Below are 20669 nucleotides of genomic sequence, written 5' to 3' on the forward strand. Positions count from 1 at the left end.
AAGGGTAGAGATTGGCAGCTTCTGCGTTGCCGCCAGTTGCCCCCTCACCCCTTCTCCGCCGTTCCGTCCAGATACTGCGTCAGCGCGCAAACCAGATGGTAGAAGATGCTCGCCGGCACGTCGCTCGCCAATGACCGGCCGCGCTCGTCGATGCGGTCAATCCAGAGGCCGAGCGGCGCCGGGTCGATGTGCCAGCGGAACAGGTGGCCGACGCGCGCCTCGATCTCCGGCTTGAGGTCCGGCCCACCCGAGCCGTCGAGCGCGATCGCAGCCTTGATCGCCTCGGCCTGCGGCCAGCTGCGCGAGACCGTGTCGAGCGGAAGGCCCTGGCGCGAGACGGCGCCATAGGCAAGGCCGGTGGCGCGGTTGAGGCCGTTGGCGACAGCCGAGGCATAGAGCTTGCGGGCGAAGCCGGTGAGTTCGGCCTGGCCGCTGCGGGCGGCGAAATCGACGAGCAGCGAGGCCCATTCGAAATGGTGGCCGGGTTCGGTCCATGTTCCTTTCTCGCCCGCCACGGGCTTCCAGCCGTCGTCGAAATACTCGCCCAGCGTCCAGCTTTCGGCATCGAAGAAATGACTGCGGAAGAGATCTATGACGCGCGCCGCGCGGCGCAGGTAGGCGCGCTCGCCAGTGGCTCTGTGCCAAGCGAGAAAGGCTTCGAGCAGATGCATGTGCGGGTTGGAGCGACGCTCGCCCTCGCCGTCGGAGGTTTCGAGGAAACCTGTCATGCGGCTGTCCTCGAGATGAGCATCGAGGAAAGCAAAGGTTTCCTCGGCGAGCCGCAACGCATCGGGATGACCCGACATATGCGCGTGCGCCAGCGCCAACAGCACGCAGGAATGGTCGTAGGCATCCTCGACCGGATCGGCGACCGAGCCGTCGATATTGAGCGTGCGCACCCAGCCTCCTTTGTCGGTGCGGCCCCGGCCTGCCATGAAGTCAAGGCCATGAGCGATCAGCCGATCCGCCGGGCCGTCCCAGCCGCGCTCCTTGGCGACGGCGAAGGCATAGATCTGGCGCGCCTGGGTGCGCATGCGTTTCGGCTTCATCAACGGCGCCGCGTCGAAGCCCAGCGCCTCGTGGAAGCCGCCATGGCGCTCATCGACGCCTGACCTCGACCACAGCGGCAGCGTCTCCTCGAACAGCCAGTGCCGAACGCGGCGCCGCCAGGCGCCGCTCTCGATGACGCGGTCATGCGCCGGCGTGAACCTCGTCTCCAGCCGGCCGGATTTCTCCAGCTGCTCGACGATCTTCTTGACGTGCTGGCTGTGGCTGACCGGCGCCACGAAGGTGGCGTCTGCCGTCGAGACGATGGCCACGTCCTTCATGCCGATGGCCGACAGCAGCCGGCCGTCGCCGCGGATGTAGGAGTTCTCGCAATCGATGGCGACGACATCGCCGAGGATGACGTTACCGTGGCTGTCGGACGGGCCGACATCGAGCAGCGACTGCCACGAACCGAGATCGTTCCAGCGGAATCCGGCCGCCACCATGGCGATGTCCTTGGCCCGCTCCATGATAGCGTAGTCGATCGAGGTCGACGGGATCGCCGAGTAAAGTTCCAGCGGCATGTAGAGCCCGGAAAGATCGTTGGTCGCCGCGTGATAAGCGGCTTCCGTCGCCTGCCAGATCCTGGGCTCGAAGGCGGCGAAGGCAGCGCGCATGGCGCCGGCGCGAAACAGGAAAATGCCGGTATTCCAATAGAAGCTGCCGGCGTCGAGATAAGCCCGCGCGGTGGCGAGGTCGGGCTTCTCGACGAAGCGCGAGACGTCGAACACGCCGTCGCGATCGGCCGCGACCTCGATATAGCCATAGCCGGTTTCGGGCTGCGTCGGCTTAATCCCGAGCACCACCAAGCGACCGGTTCTCGCCGCCGCAGCACCCGCTTCAACGCTCCGCCAGAACTGCCGCGCGGTGGAGATTTCGTGGTCGGAGGGCACCACGAGAACAAGCTCATCGCCAAATTCGGAGAGGGTGCGCAGGCTGGCAAGCGCCACGGCAGCGGCGGTGTTGCGCCCCGTGGGCTCGAACAATGGGCCGCCGCCGGCGAGATCAATGCCGGCAAGATCGGCATGGACGCGGTCGGCATGGCGCTCCGATGCGATGAGAAAGATCGGCGTCTGCCCTTCAGGCCGCGTGGCCAGCCGGCGCAAGGTCTTGGCCAGCATCGAACCGTCGCCGGAAAGGTCGTGGAATTGCTTGGGATTGTCCTCGCGCGACAGGGGCCATAACCGCGAGCCGACGCCGCCGCTCATGACGAAACTGACGATGCGCTGGCTCATGGCTGCCCTGTCAGAAGGTCTGGTTGTAGGCGCCGACTTCGGGACTGCGGCGCAGCACGGCGTCGACGGCTTCGAACATCTGCCGGCGCCGCTCGGACGATACCGGGCTCTCCACCACCACGACAAGCTCGGGCTTGTTCGAGGAGGCGCGCACCAGGCCCCAGGTGCCGTCCTCCGCAACGACGCGCACGCCGTTGACGGTGATGAGCTTTACGATCTTCTGGCCGGCAAAGTCAGCACGTTCGCGGTGCATCGTCTGAAAATCCGCCACGACGCGGTCGACCACGCCGTACTTCACCTCGTCGGGGCATTGCGATGACATGGTCGGCCGTAGGTCAGCGGCAACGCGCGCCAGAGATCGGCCATCGAGCTCCGCGGATTGCGGTCGAGCATCTGGCAGACGACGATCGCAGTGATCAGCCCGTCGTCATAGCCGCGGCCGATAGGCGGGTTGAAGAAGAAATGCCCGAATTTCTCGAAGCCGGCGACGGCACCGAGCTCGGCAACGCGGCGCTTCATGTAGGAATGGCCGCTCTTCCAATAGTCAGTTGTGGCGCCGTTCGCCTTGAGCACATGATCGGTGGCGAAGAGCCCCGTCGACTTGACGTCGACGACGAAGGCCGAGCCCGGACGGAGCGATGAAGTATCGCGGGCGAGCATGAGGCCGACCTTGTCGGCGAAGATCTCGTTGCCCTCGTTGTCGACGACGCCACAGCGGTCGCCGTCGCCATCGAAGCCCAGTCCGACATCTGCGCCCGTCTCCAGCACCTTCTCGCTGATGGCACGCAGCATCTGCATCCTCGGGATTGGGATTGTAGCGCGGGAACGCATGGTCGAGCTCGACGTCGAGCGGGATCACCTCGCAGCCGACACGCGCCAGCGCTTCCGGCGCGAAGGCGCCAGCCGTGCCGTTGCCGCAGGCGCAAACGACCTTGAGCTTTTTCGAGATGTGTTTGCCCTTGGTAAGATCATCGACATAGAGCTCCCGGAAACCGGAGATGAACTCGTAGGCACCGTCGCCGCGGAGGTCGAAGTCGGCTTCGAGCACGATCTTCTTCAACGCGCCCATCTCTTCCGGACCGAAGGTGAGCGGCCGCGCCGCCCCCATCTTGACGCCGGTCCAGCCATTCTCGTTATGCGAGGCGGTGACCATGGCGACCGAGGGTGTATCGAGCGCGAACTGCGCGAAATAGGCCATGGGGGACAAAGCCAGGCCGATATCCTTCACCCGGGCGCCCGCCGCCATCAGGCCGGAGACCAGCGCCAGCTTGATCGACAGCGAATAGGAGCGGAAATCATGGCCGGTGACGATATCCGGCCCAACGCCCAGGCGCCGGATCAGCGTGCCCAGACCCATACCGAGCGCCTGGACGCCGATCAAATTGAGCTCCGGCGCCTTGGTCGAGCCGGGATGGCCGACCCACCAGCGCGCGTCGTACTCGCGAAAGCCCGACGCCTTGATCAGCGCCGAGGTCTCGAATTCGAAGCTGTTGGGCCGGGCTTCGCCAACAATCGTGAAGGTCAATGGTCGAAACTCCAGAGAGCCGGAATGCCGATTTATAGAGGGCGCGGCTTATCACGAAAGCCTTTAAGCCGGGCTTTATCCGACGGCTAAATCGCATGCCATCCGGGCAAGATTGGTGAAAGCCGAGAAATGCGACACAAGTGCAGCCATTGACGCTTGCAGGATCGGAAAGTGGCGGCTATAAGCCCGCCGTCTGGTCACGGAGTGTAGCGCAGTCTGGTAGCGCACATCGTTCGGGACGATGGGGTCGCAGGTTCAAATCCTGCCACTCCGACCAGAACGAAATCTCCCGAAAGTCTTTAGTTTCCCTGATTATTCAAACCTTTCGGCTTCGCGCAGAGAACCGTATCGCTGCGTGATGCTTCAAGACGCGACGCGCTTGCCGCATATCAATGCTCAAGCCGAACTGATGATCGCCTACGGCGCCAGGAAGGAAGGGCTTGCCGTCGCGCGCACCGGCTCGGAACGAGCATAACCGTCACGCCTGATGCCGCCATGGTCGATCAGGCGAGCGATCACGGCGCGCCGTGCGTGATACGGCGTCAGCGTGTGGTCGGCATTCGGCAGCGAGACCCTGGTCACGCCGCGAATGCTATCGAGCTGCTCTTCCTCCGAGCCAAAATGGCGGGCGATCTCCTTGAGGCTCAGATCGCCTTCCGAGGTTACGAGGAGGACCCGCACGCCGCGGCCGCATAGGTCGCGCATCCAGCGTTCCACCCGCCGCTGTCCAAGCAGCGCGGCCGGATGCAGCATCGACAATGTGGACTTGATCGCCTCCAGCCCGCGCCGGATGATCAGCCGGGCGCATCGCGAAACGATCCCGCGCCATGCGGGGGCGGCCGGCTCGCGGCTCTCCTGCATGGCGCCAGCGTTCTGCCCGAGCACGGCCTTGGAGGTCTCGTAAGTCTTCCAGACCGCCATCTCCAGCGCGTAGGAACTGTTCCAGGCGAAGCAGAGCGGGTTGATCATGGTCAGCATCCGTACCCGCCGATCGGCCCGCGCGGCGTGAAAAGCCTGAAACGCGCCGGCGCAGGTGCCGACCAGGCCGACCCCGGGGTAGCCGGCTCGCTCCATCCAGTTGATCGCACGACTTACATCATGGCGCGTGCGCCGGTCATAAAGGAACAGGCGCCCTTCCTCGGTCGGATCGCTGAGGCCAAGTCCGGGCAGGTCGACGCGCAGCGAGGCTACGCCTTCCGCCGCCAGGGCTCGCGCCGCTTCCACCGTGCCGCGCGCCCAGCCGACATGCGGCACGCCACCGGCATTGAGGAAGATCACCGGCTCGGCCTCGGTCTGGCGTTCGCGCGGTCGGCAAAGCACACCGCAGATCATCGGCGCCGGTCCGATCAGCACCGGGCTTTCCGTGTAATGCGGACCGTCCAGGATCTGCGACACATCGCGCGGCATGGCCTTTCCCGCTGCCGCTTTGCCGGGCTGGTCGGCGATCCAGGCGGCGCAGCGATCGAGAGCGGCGGCCGGAATCCGGTTGGCGGTCGGGTCGCACATCAAGAGAGGATAGCCATCGAACTCGGCCGTCGCGATCTCCGCAGCGCCCGCCGTGTCGCCGCCGACCTCTTCGGCAGCCAGCGGCTTGCCGTTTGTAAGCACCAGCATCGGCAGGGATGGAAGGCCAGCCGCGGCATGCCGCCAATCGAGCGCCGAGAGATCGGCCAGCGTTTCATGCGAAATTCGGAACCCGGCGGCCTCGCGCCCCTCGGTGAAAACCCCTTCGCCCGCCGAACGGCTGGCCAGCGGCGCGTCGATCATGCGCGACATGGCTGTGACCTCGCGAACATAGGCCTTGCCGGAGGACGGCGGCGCGAGCAGCACGAGACCCGCCACGTCGTCGCGTCCGGCCGCCGCCAGCGGGGCCAGCAGGGCACCAAGCCGGAAGCCGACCAAAATGACGTCCGCCACGCCGCAATCCTGCTTCAGCCGATCGATCGCCGCGCCTATGCTCGCCGTCCACCGTTGCACCTGACCGGGCGTTGAATGATCCCCGGCGGCATTGCCGCAGCCGGGATAGTCGAATTGCAGCGCCGGCAGACCGTTTTCGGCCACCTTGTCAGCCAGAAGCCGCAGGAAACGCCGGCTGCACAGGTCCTCGTGGCCATGCGCCCCGGCGATCACGACACCCCGGCCGCGTCGCCCGGTTCCCCTGCCTTCATGAAGCCAGCCGATCGTGTCGGCGAAGACGACCCCCTTCATGCCACGCTCCCGGCAGGCCGCAACGAACGCATGATCTCCGCCCTGGTCTCTACATTGTCGGCTTGCGGCGCATCGTAGGCCACCTCGCGATCGCCATTCAGCGCCGTCACGACGCCGGCCGGAGTGGCAGAGGCCGGCCCATCCAGGCCAATTTCCTTCACCGCGCCCGGCATCAGGTGGAAGCCGTTCTCGCGCGGGAAGAACAGCCCATCCTTGATGGCGACGTGATAGGCGGCGCGTCTGCAGGCGAGCCGCAGGCGCCAGCCGTCTCTGCCGCGCATCAGCCCTGCCGACAGGCCGACATCGCGTCGCGCGGTCATGACGCCGGGAAGCACATGAAAGGCTTCGGCCAGGATCTCGCCGTCGCGGTCTTCCAGCCTTGCCACGGTTACCTCGTGCCCCGCTGGGCCGAAGCGATAGGCGTAAGACAGATCAAAGAAGGCGCCGAGCAGCGAGAATGCCGCAAGCGACTGCGCGCCCCGCGCCTGCAGAGTGACCGGCCGGCGCGCCGCCACCACCGGGGTGACGCCGTCGCGCAGGCAGGCAAGCGATAGCGTCGCCTCGACTGCCCCTGCCGTGTCATTGACGAGATGGACGCCCAGCCCGTTGACGCCCTCATCGCTCAGCGTCAGCCGGAGCGGCGCGAAGGCGCGTCTCAGCGCATGCCAGACCGATTTCGGCCGACCGGCAGAATCGACGACGCCCCACCCTGCTCCCGGGAGCAGATCCTTCCAGAAGAACACCAGCGCGCCCGCCGTCGGGGAGGCCGGTCTGCGCCATTCGTCGATCGTGCGCTCAACCACCTCGGCAATGACGGCGCGCGAGAGGTCGAGGTAGCGCGCCGGATCCTCCATGCGCAGCCGGCGAGCGTCGACACCGAACAGCGTCTCCAGATAATGCTCGCGCACGTCCTCGAAATCCCACGACGCACCTGCATCGCGCGGCACGCCGGCCTTCCAGCGCGGATCGTGGCCGGGCGGAACGGGCAGATGCTCATCGAGCGTCGCCTGTTCCGGCACGTTGGCGAAGGCGAGGCATTCGCTGGCGAAACGCACCTCCGCGCGGCGCGCGTCCTCCAGCGGCCGGCAATAGGCGCCGACGCCATAGTAGTGCGTCGGGCCGCCATCCGCGGCAAAGGGCAGGCTGCCGCCGGAGGGCGAGGAGGACACCAGCGCCAGATCGGGCAGGATCGCCTGCGCGGCCGGACGCACGACATCGTCGAACCAGGGTGTCGGATCCATCGCCACCGGCATGCCGAGCATCGCGGCCTGCTGCGCCACCTCGCTGCCGCCGCACAGCACCGCCAGCGACGGCGAATGCCGAAGCCGCCTCAACAGGTTCTCCACCTCGCGCGACAGCGCCGCCCGCCAGGCCTCGCTCTTCGCCGGATAGTCGAAATTAGCGAGCATCAGGTCCTGCCAGACCAGAATGCCCATCTCGTCGCACAGCTCGTGGAAGGCATCGCTTTCATAGGCGAAGGTGCCGCCGACCCGCAGCATGTCGACGCCGGCTTGGCGCACGAGATCGAGGTCGGGCTGGATTTCGCCTCGCTCGCAGGGCAGTCGCACGGGATCGGAGGGCGTCCAGACCGCGCCGCGGCAGAACACCGGCACGCCGTTGACGACCAGGCGAAAATCGCGTCCGTCGGCGCCGCGATCGACCTCGATGCGGCGGAATCCGACCCGGCCCAGCCGGCTGCGCACCGTGCCGAGCGTCGCTATCACTTCGTGCAGCGCCGGCTCGCCATGACTGTTCGGCCACCATGGGGCGACATCGGCAATGGCCAATTCCGCCGTCAGCCGGGTGGGTGTCTCGAACTTGAGGGGCGCGCGCACTCCGGCACAGCTGACATGCGCCGTTTGCGCATTGTCGAAGGGTTCGGCGAGGGTGATCGCAACCGCAAGATGCCCGGTCGTGCCGTCGAGCCTGGCGCGCATGTCGGCATCGAGGATGCGCTGCCCGCCATTTTCGTGGATCAGCTTGACCGGACGCCACGGCCCGACGACATCGAAGCTCGGGCACCAGCCCGGCATATGGCCGATCAGGGTCGTGCGCACCAGCCGCAGCCGCTGATCGTCGATCATGCGAGGGCGCCAGCGGGCGCGTGGACCGATCGCCGTTTCCAGATGGCGGTCGAGACTGCGAAAGACGATGGCGAGCTGCTCGCCCCCTGAAAGGCTTACCGCAGCCTCATGGCGCTCGAACATCGAGGTCGAGGTGAACAACAGCCGATCGTCAAGCCAGACCTCGGCGACAGTCGCCAGCCCCTCGAACACCAGCCGCACCGGACCGGTCGCGTCGAGCCTGCGGCTGTACCAGACATCGCGGTCGTGCAGCCGGGTTGGCTGCTTGCGGTCCCAGCGGCCATGCTTTTCCAGCGTGGCGGCCGCCGTGCCGGGACAGGCCGCGTCCAGCCATTCGGCATTTGCGTCTATGTCATTCGGCGAAGCCCAGGCACCTGCCGCCGAGATGGCCATCCGCCACCCCCGATCCAGCAATCCGGCAGTGCCGGCGATCGACACCGTGGCGTCCATTCCCCCACCCATCATCAAATGCGCGTCGGCCGGCCCGCTAGGCCGCCTTGGAGGCGACACCGGCCATGCGGGCGTCCAGCACCTTCATCACCGTTTCGTAGGCCTGCGCCATCGGCGCGATTGCTTCGGTCAAGCCGTCGAAGCGCTGCCGCGCCATCGCGCGGGCGAGCTTGAACTGCATGACCTTGGCGCCCTCGGCAATGCTGCCGGCGGCTTGCACCGCCTCTGCCAGGCAGGTTTCGCCGTGCTGCCCCAGCCATTCGAGATGACTGCCAAGAAGTTCGAAATTCGCGCCGACCTGCCGCAGCGTGTTGAAGGCATAGGTGTGGAAATAGGCAGGCGACTTCGTCGCCAGCCTTTCAGCGTGGCGGCCGAACGCGGCCGCATAGGCGGCGAGCGGATTGCGCTTCGGCCGCCGCTTCAGGTGATGCGCGAGCAGCGCCGCCGCGGTCCCGACCGCGTCGCGGGCCGGGCGCGTGGCGTCGAGCTTCACGAATTCCGCGTAAGGAAACAGCGGCAGGTCGCCCGCCGACACACCATCCCATTGGCCGAAGATGCCGTCATAGTCTTGGCCCTCGAGCGCGAAGTAGCCGTCATTGTGGAAGTAGCGCATCTGCCGCGACTCGGGATCGAGCGCATTGATGCCGACTGTGGTCTTGGAATGGCCGCTGCGGTAGGTGAGGCCTTTGGTGTCGGGCAGGTAGAAGGCATCGACCTCGACCAGCGGCAGCCGGCCGAGCTCGACTTGCGTCAGCACATGCGTCTCCAGCCGGTCGAAGACCGCCAGCTCTTGGATGTCCAGCCCCGCCAGCCTCTGCAGGTCGGCGGTCGGGAACTTGAAGAACGTGAACTGATCACCTTCGAAATCCTGCGCCGCTGTGAAACCGAGCGCCGCGACCGGATCGTGCCCGGTCGCGTGCAGAACCTCGATCAGAAGGTCGACATAGCAGTTGGTCTGCGGCCACCGCCTTTGCGGATCGTGCAGCCAGTGCGGCCGGTAGGTGGCCGGATCGAGGCCGGCGATAGCCCTCAGCATCTCACACGCTCCAGAGCACGTCGCGGACCGCCGCCGGCCAGGCTTCCGTGTCCGGCCCATGGTGGCGGAACAGCGCCAGCGCCACGCGCTCCAGCCCGAAGCCGACGCAGGCCGAATGGCAGAACTCCCCGTCGGCGAACTTCAGGCCCCAGGTCTGGCCAAAATGGTCCTGGTGACAATTGAAGCTCAAGCAGGCGGTCGGCTTCTCGATGCTGGTCACCGGAATCAGCAGCTCGAATTTCAGGCCCTGATCGCGCTGGTTGTTGGCCATCATCCTGCCGCCGCGGCCGAAGAACGGATCGTTGGCAAGATCGACCTCGCAGGGCAGGTCGAGCGACTCGATCATGGCCCTGCCGCGCTTCAGCCAGCTTTCGCGGAACGAGCGCACCTGCTCGGCCGTACCGATCTTGACGAACTCGCGCATGCGGAAGAGCTGCATGCGCGCCGGGTCCTTCGACGGCTCGTGGCGGAAGCAGTAGGAGGAGAGTTCGAAAAGAAGGCCCTGCGCCGGCACCGGGCCGCGCGCAGCTATTGTGGGATAGAGCGGATAGCAGGCGGCGGGTGTCAGCGCGAGGTCCGTCGCCTTCTGCAGCTCCGTCCAGTCTCCGCCGTCAGCCATCATGCCGAGCAGCTGCGCATGCTCCCGCTCGCCGCCCATGAAGGAATGCACGCAGCCGGCAAGCTGCGGGAAGCTCTTCATGTAGCCGCTCTTCTCCAGCGTCGCGCGGCTCATGCCCGGCGGAAAATGGATGCGGGTGGCCTTGTCGGGCGCGCCGAGCCAGGTGACGAGACGCTCGAACCGCTCGATCACGTCCTCGAACGCGCCCGAACGGCCATAAAGGCCGTCGACGCCGGATTCGAACAGGATGCCGTTCTCGAACAGGCTGTCGAGCAGCGACTTGGAGTCGAATGTCTTGGCGTCCATCTCAGCTCCCCAGGCCGGTGTCGAAGCGGCTCATCAGCATGAGCGTCGCGGTATTGGAAAGGATGCGGTCGTTGGAGATCATCACCGGCGCCGAGGTCACGTCGCGCAGGTGCCGGCCGACGCTGAACGGGGTACCGTTCTTGTAGCCAAGAATGCCGTTGACCAGCATGGCGAGACGCACCACGGCGCCGGCCTTCTCGCTGGCCGCGACCTTCAGCGCGTTGATCTCGGCGGCGAAGCCGATCGAAGACAGCGCGTCGTCGTCGCCCGCGGCCGCTTCGAAGCGGTGGATGGCGGCCGCAAGGTGGCCTTTCATCTCCTGCAAAAGGGCGGCCGCTTCGGCAAGCCTCAGCGCGCCCGGCGGCATGGAGTCGGGCTGCTTGCGCGCCGCCGCCTTGACGAAGGCCTGCGCCCGATTGAAGGCGTCGGCGGTGATGCCGAACCAGGTCGCCGCCCAGAAGATGTGCGAGCTGGCCAGCATCGACTGGGCCGCGATCTCGGAGAACGGCTTCGGGAATATCTGCGCCGCGTCACCCGTGGCGACCAGATGAAAGCCGTCGGAGCAGGTGCCGCGCATGCCGAGCGTGTCCCACACCGACGTGCGCTCAAGCGTGCGGTTGCCGTCGGCCGGGATCACCACCATCACCTGATCGGAGCTGGCCGCATCGGGGGCGCGACGCGCCGTGGCGAGGATGGCGTCGGCATAGTTGCCATAGGAGATGACGGTGGCTTCCTTGGTCAACGCGAAGCGACCGCCGGCGACCTCGACCGCACAGATCGAGTTGCGCAAATTGCCGCCGATGCCGGCCTCCGTAGTCGCCGAAGCCATCAGAAGCTGCTCGTCGGCGATGCGCCGCATATAAGCGCGGTGCCAATCGCTGGCGCCACCGTGAGTGACAAAGCTCGACGTCTTGATCTGATGCATGGCATAGATCATCGCGCTCGAGCCGCAGGCCTGGCCGAGCTGCACGATGAGGTCGGCGATCTGCATCGTGCCGAGCCCCTCGCCGCCATGCTCGATCGGGATCGCCACGCCGAGCAGGCGCTCGCGCTTCAGCGCCTCGATCGTCTCCGCCGGGAAACGCCCCTCCTTGTCGACGGGGTCGGCATGGCCGGCGGCGATCTCGGCGACGCGGCGCATGCGCTCGGTCGCGGCTTCGGGCGCCTCCGCGAGCGAGGCCGCCTCTATCTTTCTCAACACGTTCATGGCTACGCCGCCTTGCGCGTCAACTGCGAAACCGCATCCGCGATGCTGGCCAGCGAAGAGAAGGTGCGCCGCGTCAGCATCGTCTCGGGGAATTCGATGTCGAACTCCTCTTCGAGCGCCAGCATCATCTGCACTGAGGCGAAGGAGGTCAGCCCCGCGTCATAGAGATTGGCGTCGTCAGCGAGCGCGCCGAAATTCAGCGGAATCATCGGATGCTGCTCGAGCAGCGAGCGTATCTGGTCAATCATGGAGGCCCCACCTTGCGTTGTGCAGCCGGCAATATCGCAGACGCAATGCAACCGTGGCGTTAACGCCGCAGAGCAGTTTCAACCATGCCTAAGGATCGGTAACGGACCGCAATACAATTTTACGGCTCTCGATTCGGACGGACCTCTGTCCGGCGTTTCTTGTGGCTCTGTATCCGCATCGATATCAAGCCACGCGCTTTCGCCGCCGCCAGCCTTCCGCAAAAGCCTGCCGTCAATCAATCAATCAGATAAATGGTCGACAATAGGCCCTCACTTTGGCCTAATGGTTGCCGCTATCCCATTCGAGAGCTGCTGGACGATTTTTGGAACGGCGAGACCGGGGTAAGAGTATGAAGTTCACGCTGCGGGCTCTCTTGCCGTTGACCTTGATCGCAGGCTGCTCGTCGAGTGTTGCGTCGATAAATCCGGCGAAATACGACGGGATGAGCTGCGCCGAGCTCAACAGCGCGCTCGGCGACACCGCCACCGATATTTCGCGGACGGCGATCAGCCGCGGCAAGGTCGCCAATACCAGCGTGCCGACTTGGCTGCTCGGCGGCGAGCGCGTAAAGACGGTCGTGGCCAATCGCGATACCGCCAGGATCGAGCGGCTGCAGCAACAGCAGCAGGCGATCATCGCGGCCAGGAAGAGCCGCTGCCCGTCCTCGCAGTGAGCAGGGCGTCGCCGAGCAGCGGAAATCTCAAGCGCTGATGCGGAACCTGGTCGTATCGATCGCCGCCTTCATCAGTGTCTGCGTGTAGGCTTCGCGCGGATTGCCGAAGATCTCCTCGGCCGGCCCTTCCTCGACGATCTTTCCCTGCTTCATGACGATGATGTAGTCGGCCATGGCGCGCACCACTGCGAGGTCGTGGCTGATGAAGAGGTAGGACAGTCCGTGGTCCGACTGCAGCTTGCGCAATAGCTCGACGATCTGCTTCTGCACCGAGCGGTCGAGCGCCGAGGTCGGCTCATCAAGCACCACCACTTTCGGCTTCAGGATCATAGCGCGGGCAATGGCGATGCGCTGGCGCTGGCCGCCGGAGAACTCATGCGGGTAGCGGTTGCGCGCGTTGGGGTCGAGGCCGACCTCGCGCAACGCCTCGACGGCACGCTGGTCGCGCTGTTTGCCCGTCAGCGAAGGCTCGTGCACCAAAAGCCCTTCGGTGATGACCTGGCCAACCGTCATGCGCGGCGACAGCGAGCCAAACGGATCCTGGAAGACGAGCTGCAATTCGCGCCGCAGCGGCCGCATCGCGTGGCGGTCGGCCTCTGAGATGTCGCGGTCGCCAAAGCGGATGACGCCGTCGCTGGGGAGCAGCCGCAGCAGCGCGCGGCCGAGCGTCGATTTGCCGGAGCCGGACTCGCCGACGATGCCGATCGTCTGGTTGCGCTTCAGCCGGATCGATATCTTGTCGACGGCCCGCAACATCAGCGGCTCGCCGCCGAGAAAACCACCGCCGATCTTGAAGACGACCTCGACGTTGCGGCCTTCGAGCAGCACGGGCGAATTGGCGGGCGCGGCCGCCTTGGTGCCGGTCGGCTCGGCGGCGAGCAGCATCTTGGTGTAGGCGTGCTGCGGATTGGCGAAAAGCGCTTCCGCCTCGCCCTCTTCCACCACCTCGCCCTGGCGCATGACATAGACGCGGTCGGCGAAACGGCGGACGATGCCGAGATCATGGGTGATGAAGACGATCGCCATGCCGAGCTTGCGCTGCAGTTCGGCAAGCAGCATCAGGATCTGCGCCTGAATGGTGACGTCCAGCGCCGTCGTCGGCTCGTCGGCGATCAGAATATCGGGATCGTTCGCCAAAGCCATCGCGATCATGACGCGCTGGCGCTGGCCGCCCGACATTTCGTGCGGATAGGATTTCATCCGCCGCTCGGGATCGGGGATGTGCACCAGTCTCAACAGCTTCAGCGCCTCTTCACGCGCGGCCTGGGCGCTCAGGCCGCGATGGCGGCGGATTGGCTCGATGAGCTGGTTGCCGATGGTGTAGAGCGGATCGAGCGAGGTCATCGGCTCCTGGAAGATCATGCTGATCTTGCGGCCGCGAACCTTGTTGAGCTCGCTCTTGGTCATCTCCAGGAGGTTGCGGCCGCGGTAGTCGACCTGGCCGGTCGCTTCGCCATTAGAGGAAAGCAGGCTCATCGCGGCCATCATCGTCTGGCTCTTGCCGGATCCGGATTCGCCGACGACGGCGACGGTCTCGCCGGCATTGACCTTTATGCTGATGCCCTTCACCGCCTCGACCGTGCCGTCGAGGGTCTGGAAGCGGACGCGCAGGTCCTTGACGCTGAGGATCGTTTCGGAAGCCATGTCAGCGATCCCCATCCTTATCGATCTTTGGGGTCGAGCGCGTCGCGCAGGCCGTCGCCGACAAAGTTCAGCGCGAACAGCGTCGAAACGAGGAAAAAGGCCGGGAACAACAGCAGCCAGTTGGCATAGCCGATGTTCTTGGCACCGACCGAAATCAGCACGCCCCAACTCGTCATCGGCTCCTGCACGCCAAGCCCGAGGAAGGACAGGAAGCTTTCCAGGATGATGACCTGCGGCACCAGCAGCGTCATGTAGATCACCACCGGCCCGAGCAGGTTGGGGATGACGTGGCGCACGAGGATGCCGCGCTGGCCGACGCCCATCGCTTCCGCCGCCTGAACGTATTCTTGCCTGCGGATCGACAGCGCCTGGCCGCGCACGATGCGCGCCATGTCGAGCCACAGCACCGCCCCCACCGCCAGGAACATCAGCACGAAGTTGCGGCCGAAGAACACCACAAGCATGATGACGAAGAAGATGAAGGGCAGCGAGTAAAGCACGTCGACGATGCGCATCATCACCTCGTCGACCCTGCCGCCGGCAAAGCCGGCCGTCGCGCCGTAGATCACGCCGATGACGCCGGCGACGACACCGGCAAGCAGGCCGATCGCGAGCGAAATGCGCCCGGCCATCAGCGTGCGAGACAAGAGATCGCGCCCGGTGTTGTCGGTGCCGAAGAAGAAATACTGCTGCTTGACGGCCGAGCTCATGGTCATTTCGAGCCCATCGGGCGACTTGCTCTCGATCTTCGTGTCGTCGAAGGCGTCGGAGCGGTCGAGATAGCGGATATTGCGGTCGTCGATCGGCTTCTTGGAGGTGACGGTGACGACGACGCGGCTGCCGTCCTGGTGCCACTCCTTGATGTCGACGCGCATGCGTTTGATCGCGTCGCTCAGCGCACCCTGGATCATGTCGGGCTTCGGATAGGCCGACAGGCTCGGCGGCGTGCGCACATAGTCGCCGTAGATGGTCGTGTATTCATGCGGCACGACCATAGGGCCGAACACGCTGATGACGGCAATGAATGCCAGATAGTAGAGGCTGAACATGGCGGCGCGGTTGCGCTTCAGCCGCGCCCAAGCATTGCCCCAGAGCGAGCGGCCGACGATCGGCTCCGGAGCGGCTACGGCAAGCTCAGTCATAGCGCACCCTCGGATCGACGACCGCATAGAGAAGATCGACGATCAGGTTGAAGACGATGGTGAAGAGCGCGATCACCACCACAGTTCCCATGACCAGCGTGTAGTCGCGGTTGAGCGCGGCGTCGACGAAGTAGCGGCCGACACCTGGAATGGAGAAGATGGTCTCGACGATGATCGAGCCGGTGAGCAGCGCCGCCGCCGCCGGACCGGTGAAGGAGACGATCGGCAGCACGGCGCCGCGCAGCGCGTGCTTGACCACCACCGACCAGTCGGAGAGGCCGAGCGCGCGGGCGGTGCGGATGTGGTGCGAGCGCAGGCTCTCGATCATCGAGCCGCGCATCAGGCGGGCGACGATGGCGATCTGAGGCAAGGCAAGCGTCAGCACCGGCCCGACCTTGTTGATTAAGGCGCCGTCGCCCCAGCCGCCGATCGGCAACAGCTTCCAGGAAAGGCCGAAGACGAGCTGGATCACCGGCGCGGTGACGAAGGTGGGGATGGTGCTGCCGGCGGTGGCTAGAGCGATCACCGAATAGTCGGCTATTTTATTCTGGTTGAGCGCGGCGATCGTGCCGAGGATCGAGCCGAGCAGCAGCGCCAGCACCAGCGCCGAGGTACCGATCTGCACCGAGATCGGCAGGCCCTTGGCGAAGAGTTCGGTGACGGTGAAATCCGGCAGGTTGTAGCTCGGTCCGAAACTGCCGCGCAAAAGATTGCCGAGATAGTGGAGATATTGCAGCCAGAGCGGATCGTCGAGGCCGAACTGGGCTTCGAGATTGGCCCTGATCTCGGGGCTCAAGCCCCGCTCCTGGTTGAACGGGCCGCCTGGCGCGACGCGGATCAGGAAGAACGCCACCGTCACGATGACGAACAGCGTCGGGATGGCGGTCAATAGCCGCCGGAAGACATAACGCAGCATCGGCGCCCCGCTTCAGCCAGGGCGACGGCTCTCCAGACGAGATCGTGGCGCGCTGGCATCTCTGATCTTCGCACCGCGATCGCCGAAAATCCAATGCGACTTTCGGCCCGGCACGACGACAGACCGCGGCCGCCGCTCCCTAAAAGAGAGCGGCGGCACGGCCAAGGTTCCTTGTCAGTCCTTGGAGATGAAGCGAGACGGATGAATGTCCATCACATTGTCCTCGAAGCCATGCAGCTTGGAGGAAACGATGTCGTGGTAGCTGTAGTAGAGCAGCGGGATCTGGCCGACATCGTCGACGAGGATGCGCTCGGCTGCGGCGAGGTCCTTCATGCGCTCCTCAGGCTTGCCGCCGGCGGCGGCCGCCTTGTCCATGGCGGCTTCATAGGCAGGGCTGTTGTAGTTCGAGTAGTTGTTGCCGCTCGCCTTGCGCGAGATGCCGAGGAAGGTCTCCGGATCCTTGTAGTCTGCGATCCAGGCGGCGCGGGCGACGTCGTAGTTGCCCTTCTGCTCGAGGAAGCCATAGTGGGTCTTGGTGTCGGTGTTGAGCAGCGTCACCTCGATGCCGAGCGGCTTCAGCTGTTCCTGGATGGCGACCGCGGTGTTCTTGTGGTTCTCCGAGGTGTTGTAGCGGATCTCCATCTTCAACGGATGCTCGGGTGTATAGCCAAGCTTTTCCAGCACTTTCTTGGCCGCATCCTCGCGGTCGATCTGAGACATGTCGGCGTATTTGGCCAGTGCCGGCGTGTAGCCGTCGATGCCCGGAGGCACCATCGAATAGCCGGGCAGCATAGAGTTCTGCCAGACCTTCTCGGCGAGGAAGTCGCGATCGATCGCCATCGAGATGGCGTTGCGCAGCTCGACGTTGTCCCAAGGCGCCTTATCGGTCTTGACCGCATAATAATAGGTGCCGAGATATGGCCCCACACGGATCTGGTCACCGAATTTGGTTTTGAGATCGGCGAGCTGTTCGGTCGGCAGGTCGCCATAGCTGTCGAGTTCGCCGGCCTCGAAGCGCTTCATCGCGGACGAGCGATCCTCGGTCGGGATGTAGTTGACCACGTCGAGCTTGACGCTCGCGGCGTCCCAGAACTTCGGGTTCTTGACCAGTTTCATGTGGTCGTTGGGAATCCACTCCGCCAGCGTGTAGGCGCCGTTGGAGACCAGCTTGCCCGGTTTGATCCAGTCCGCGCCGAGCTTGTCGATCGAAGCCTTGTTGACCGGATAGGTCGCCTGGTGGGTCAGCATCTCCAGGAAGTAGGGCGTCGGAGCCTTCAGCGTGACTTGCAGCGTGTTGGCGTCGATCGCCTTCACGCCCATATCCTCAGCCTTGCCTTTCTTCGTGTTGAAGTCCTCGGCGCCTTTCACCGGATAGAGCATCGAGGCGTATTCTGCAGCGGTGGCCGGGTCTTCCAGCCGATGGAACGAGTAGACGAAGTCGTCCGCCGTCACCGGGCTGCCATCCGACCACAGGCCGTCCTTGCGCAGCTTGAAGGTGTAGACAGTGCCGTCGTCGGACACCGTCCAGCTTTCGGCGGCGCCCGGAATGAGGTTCGTCTTCGGGTCATGCATGACGAGGCCCTGGAACAGGTCGCGTATAATATCGGCCTCGTAGACCGTCGACGTCTTGTGCGGATCGACCGTCTCCGCCTCGGCAGCGGATCCGCGATTGTAGACGGTCTCGGCAAAGGCGGGCGTGTAGAAGGCACCGGTCGCCAAAGCCATCGTGGTGGCGAACACGGTCGCCTTCAGCAGGTTTTTGAGCATGAAGTCTCTCCCTTGTTGGCGCGGCCCCTCAACCACGCCTTGAGTGTTGACGCCCCGGAACCGTCAACGGGTCCCTTTTTGAGCGCGCCGCCGGTTCCCTTCCGGCGGCTGGTGGCGGGAGACTAGACAGAGGAATATCTTATTTCAACTGCCCGCTGCTTGACGTTGAGTGAGCAGCGTTTCGCTAAAACAGCGATATCTAAAGCTTAGGCGCCCCGTTCAACTGTGTGCACCTTTCGGTTGTTCCAGCCGTTTTCTGTTTTTGCAAGCAGGTTTTGGCATTCTCCGGCCCATGCTGAAGAACCGAAATTTCCTTGCTCCTTGGTTCCGTTTCCGGGCTGACGCCGCGGGCACATCGGCGGTCGAATTCGCCATGCTGGCGCCGATCTTCATCCTGCTGTTGCTCGGAATGGTTGCATACGGAATCTATTTCGGCGCCAGCCATTCGGTCCAGCAGATCGCCGCGGACGCGGCGCGAACGGCGATCGCAGGCCTCAACCAGACGGAGCGCCAGGCGCTGGTCACCGATTTCATCAGCCATGACGTCGCCGGCTATGCTTTTGTCGACCCGAAAAAGCTGACGGTCGACGCCAAGGACAGCACCGTCGACGGCAGCCAGTTCATCGTCTCAGTCAGCTATGACGCGCGCGACCTGCCGATCTGGAGCCTGTTCAGGACACTGCCGTTGCCGGGGACGACGATCCAGCGCCAGTCGACGATCCGGGTCGGAGGCATATGATGCGCTACTCCGCGAGGGGAGTGATGGACGCTGCGCGACGGCTGATCGCCGACCGGCGCGCCAATTTCGCGGTTATGACCGCGCTCTGCACGCCAGTGGCGCTGACGCTGACCGCGTTCGCGATCGACGAGGGCTCGCTCTATAACGAACGCCGCGCCGCGCAGTCGATCGTCGACCTCGCCGCGATCACCGCCGCCGCCAACATCAACAAAGCCCAGCAAGCCGTACTGACGACGTTGAAGGACAACGGAATCACGTCCGTGGCCGTGCAGCAGCAGGGTACCAAAATCGAGCCGACCGGCAGCAAGGCGGTCGTCGAGGTCGTGCCCGGACGCTATTCGGGGGTCAGTTCCATCGCGGCCGGCAGCCGCTTCGAGGCGGGCAAGCTGCCCTACAATGCCGTCCAGGTGTCGATGAAGAAGCTCGGCACGCTCTATTTCGCCGCTTCGGTGATGGCTCCGCCGGTGATCGGCACGACAGCCACCGCAAGCGCCCAGCCCGCAGCAGCATTCTCGGTCGGATCGCGCCTCGCCAGCGTCAATGGCGGCGTCCTCAACGCGCTGCTCGGCGCGCTTCTGGGCGGCAACCTCTCGCTCAGCGTGATGGACTACAATTCGCTGATCTCGGCCGATGTCGACGTGCTCTCCTTCACCGATGCGCTGGCGACGCAGCTGCGTCTGACCGGTGTTACCTATTCGGACGTGCTCGGCTCGAAGGCAACGGTCGGCCAGATCGCCACCGCGATGGCCAACGTGCCCGGGCTCGACCGCACCGCCAAGCTCGCGCTGCAGACCATGGCCTCGAGCGCCACCAACTCGGTCAAGGTCCCGCTTGGCCATCTCGTCGACCTCGGCTCGGTAGGCAGTCTGGCGCTCGGACAGAAGCCCGCCGGGCTTTCGGTCAGCGCCAGCGCCATGAGCATGCTGAGCGCAGCCGCGGCGCTCGCCAACGGCACGAACAAGGTTACGGTCGACCTCGGGGCGACGATACCGGGACTGACATCGACGACGCTCCAGGTCGCCGTCGGCGAACCCATGCAATCGTCGCCATGGCTGGCGGTGGGAGAATTGGGCACGGTGGTGCGCACGGCGCAGACGCGCATCAAGCTCAATGCCAGCGTCGGGATTGGGAACGGGAACAACGGCAATGGCTTTGGCAACGGCACCGGAAATGGCACAGCCGGAATGAATTTGGGGGGCGGCGTCAAGCTGCTTGCCGTCAACCTGCCGCTCAATATCGAGGTCGCCTATGCCGAAGCCAAGCTGACCGACATCAGCTGCCCGACAGGGCCCTCCAGCATCAAGGTCTCCATCGCCGCGCAGCCGGGCGTCGTCGCGGCCCATCTCGCCGACAGCAACGCCAGCGGCTTCGCGGATTTCGGCAAGCCGCAATCCTTCAGCGACGCCGACATCGCCGACGTCAGCCTCAAGATGCTGCTGGTCAACGTCAATCTGCTGCAGATCAAGGGATCGTCGGGCTTCTCGGTCACCAGCATGGCGCCGACGAATCTGACCTTCAGCGCCACCGAGATCGCCAACAAGGCGATCAAGACAGTGTCGACCAAGAACCTGACGCAGTCGCTCACCACCTCGCTGGTGAACAACCTGTCGCTGACGGTCAACGCGCTCGGCCTCGGTCTCGACGCGACCACCCTGCTCGGCACGGTGAAGCCGGCGGTGACGACGCTGCTCAATGGCGTCACCGCGCCGGTCGACAACCTCGTCTACAATGTGCTTGCGGTGCTTGGCGTGCATGTCGGCCAGGCCTATGTGCGGGTCACCGGCGCGACTTGCGGACGCTCGGTGCTGGTGCAGTAGCGACC

At 65.0% G+C, this 20669-nt stretch carries 14 protein-coding genes, 1 tRNA gene and 1 pseudogene; 4 read left to right on the forward strand and 12 right to left on the reverse strand.

Annotation, left to right across the window (positions count from 1 at the left end):
* Window positions 1–44: 44 nt before the first annotated feature.
* Window positions 45–2282 (reverse strand): AGE family epimerase/isomerase, encoded by a 2238-nt coding sequence (locus tag EOA49_RS07795; RefSeq protein ID WP_127240184.1) that lies wholly within the window; start codon window positions 2280–2282, stop codon window positions 45–47.
* A 10-nt stretch (window positions 2283–2292) separates the two neighbouring features.
* Window positions 2293–3807: pseudogene (locus EOA49_RS07800) on the reverse strand (phosphomannomutase/phosphoglucomutase).
* A gap of 200 nt (window positions 3808–4007) precedes the next feature.
* On the opposite strand from EOA49_RS07800, the gene EOA49_RS07805 reads away from it, so the two are divergent.
* Window positions 4008–4084, forward strand: a tRNA-Pro gene (locus EOA49_RS07805).
* A 140-nt stretch (window positions 4085–4224) separates the two neighbouring features.
* Here the strand turns inward: EOA49_RS07805 and EOA49_RS07810 are convergent.
* From EOA49_RS07810 to EOA49_RS07835, 6 genes are all read right to left on the reverse strand, one after another.
* A complete protein-coding gene (locus EOA49_RS07810) occupies window positions 4225–6015 on the reverse strand; it encodes an alpha/beta fold hydrolase (protein ID WP_127243107.1) in 1791 nt (596 codons plus the stop codon).
* Complete coding sequence (locus tag EOA49_RS07815; protein ID WP_245460577.1) at window positions 6012–8549, reverse strand: glycoside hydrolase family 2 protein; 2538 nt, start codon at window positions 8547–8549, stop codon at window positions 6012–6014. The genes EOA49_RS07810 and EOA49_RS07815 overlap by 4 nt, the downstream gene beginning before the upstream one ends.
* Window positions 8550–8586: 37 nt before the next feature.
* Complete coding sequence (locus EOA49_RS07820) at window positions 8587–9585, reverse strand: DUF1839 family protein (protein ID WP_127240832.1); 999 nt, start codon at window positions 9583–9585, stop codon at window positions 8587–8589.
* Between the two features lies 1 nt (window position 9586).
* A complete protein-coding gene (locus EOA49_RS07825) occupies window positions 9587–10510 on the reverse strand; it encodes an amino acid--[acyl-carrier-protein] ligase (protein ID WP_127240833.1) in 924 nt (307 codons plus the stop codon).
* A gap of 1 nt (window position 10511) precedes the next feature.
* On the reverse strand, window positions 10512–11651 hold the full coding sequence (locus EOA49_RS07830; protein WP_095800338.1) for an acyl-CoA dehydrogenase family protein: 1140 nt from the start codon (window positions 11649–11651) through the stop codon (window positions 10512–10514).
* Window positions 11652–11719: 68 nt separating this feature from the next.
* Window positions 11720–11965: an acyl carrier protein gene (locus tag EOA49_RS07835; RefSeq protein WP_066997751.1), complete on the reverse strand. Its 246-nt coding sequence runs from the start codon at window positions 11963–11965 to the stop codon at window positions 11720–11722.
* 350 nt (window positions 11966–12315) lie between these two features.
* Here EOA49_RS07835 and EOA49_RS07840 point away from each other — a divergent pair, with 350 nt between their 5' ends.
* Window positions 12316–12639, forward strand: a complete 324-nt coding sequence (locus EOA49_RS07840) for a hypothetical protein (RefSeq protein ID WP_066997754.1) — start codon at window positions 12316–12318, stop codon at window positions 12637–12639.
* Between the two features lie 27 nt (window positions 12640–12666).
* Here the strand turns inward: EOA49_RS07840 and EOA49_RS07845 are convergent, their stop codons facing one another.
* From EOA49_RS07845 to EOA49_RS07860, 4 genes are all read right to left on the reverse strand, one after another.
* Entirely contained in the window at window positions 12667–14283 is a 1617-nt protein-coding gene (locus EOA49_RS07845; RefSeq protein ID WP_095800339.1) for an ABC transporter ATP-binding protein, read from the reverse strand.
* Window positions 14284–14300: 17 nt separating this feature from the next.
* The gene (locus EOA49_RS07850; protein ID WP_067327929.1) at window positions 14301–15425 is read right to left on the reverse strand and encodes an ABC transporter permease subunit; all 1125 of its coding nucleotides are present in this window, start codon (window positions 15423–15425) and stop codon (window positions 14301–14303) included.
* Entirely contained in the window at window positions 15418–16341 is a 924-nt protein-coding gene (locus EOA49_RS07855) for an ABC transporter permease subunit (protein WP_066997760.1), read from the reverse strand. Before EOA49_RS07855 ends, EOA49_RS07850 begins: the two co-directional genes overlap by 8 nt.
* Window positions 16342–16515: 174 nt before the next feature.
* The gene (locus EOA49_RS07860; protein ID WP_127240834.1) at window positions 16516–18108 is read right to left on the reverse strand and encodes a peptide ABC transporter substrate-binding protein; all 1593 of its coding nucleotides are present in this window, start codon (window positions 18106–18108) and stop codon (window positions 16516–16518) included.
* 292 nt (window positions 18109–18400) lie between these two features.
* Here EOA49_RS07860 and EOA49_RS07865 point away from each other — a divergent pair, with 292 nt between their 5' ends.
* Together EOA49_RS07865 and EOA49_RS07870 are read left to right on the forward strand one after the other, a co-directional pair.
* Window positions 18401–18847, forward strand: a complete 447-nt coding sequence (locus tag EOA49_RS07865; protein ID WP_082980554.1) for a TadE/TadG family type IV pilus assembly protein — start codon at window positions 18401–18403, stop codon at window positions 18845–18847.
* Window positions 18847–20664, forward strand: coding sequence for a pilus assembly protein TadG-related protein (locus EOA49_RS07870; RefSeq protein WP_348626862.1), 1818 nt, complete (start codon window positions 18847–18849; stop codon window positions 20662–20664). Before EOA49_RS07865 ends, EOA49_RS07870 begins: the two co-directional genes overlap by 1 nt.
* The last annotated feature ends 5 nt before the right edge of the window (window positions 20665–20669 follow it).

Source organism: Mesorhizobium sp. M1A.F.Ca.IN.020.04.1.1 (assembly GCF_003997315.1).
In the GTDB taxonomy this organism is placed as follows: Bacteria; Pseudomonadota; Alphaproteobacteria; order Rhizobiales; family Rhizobiaceae; genus Mesorhizobium.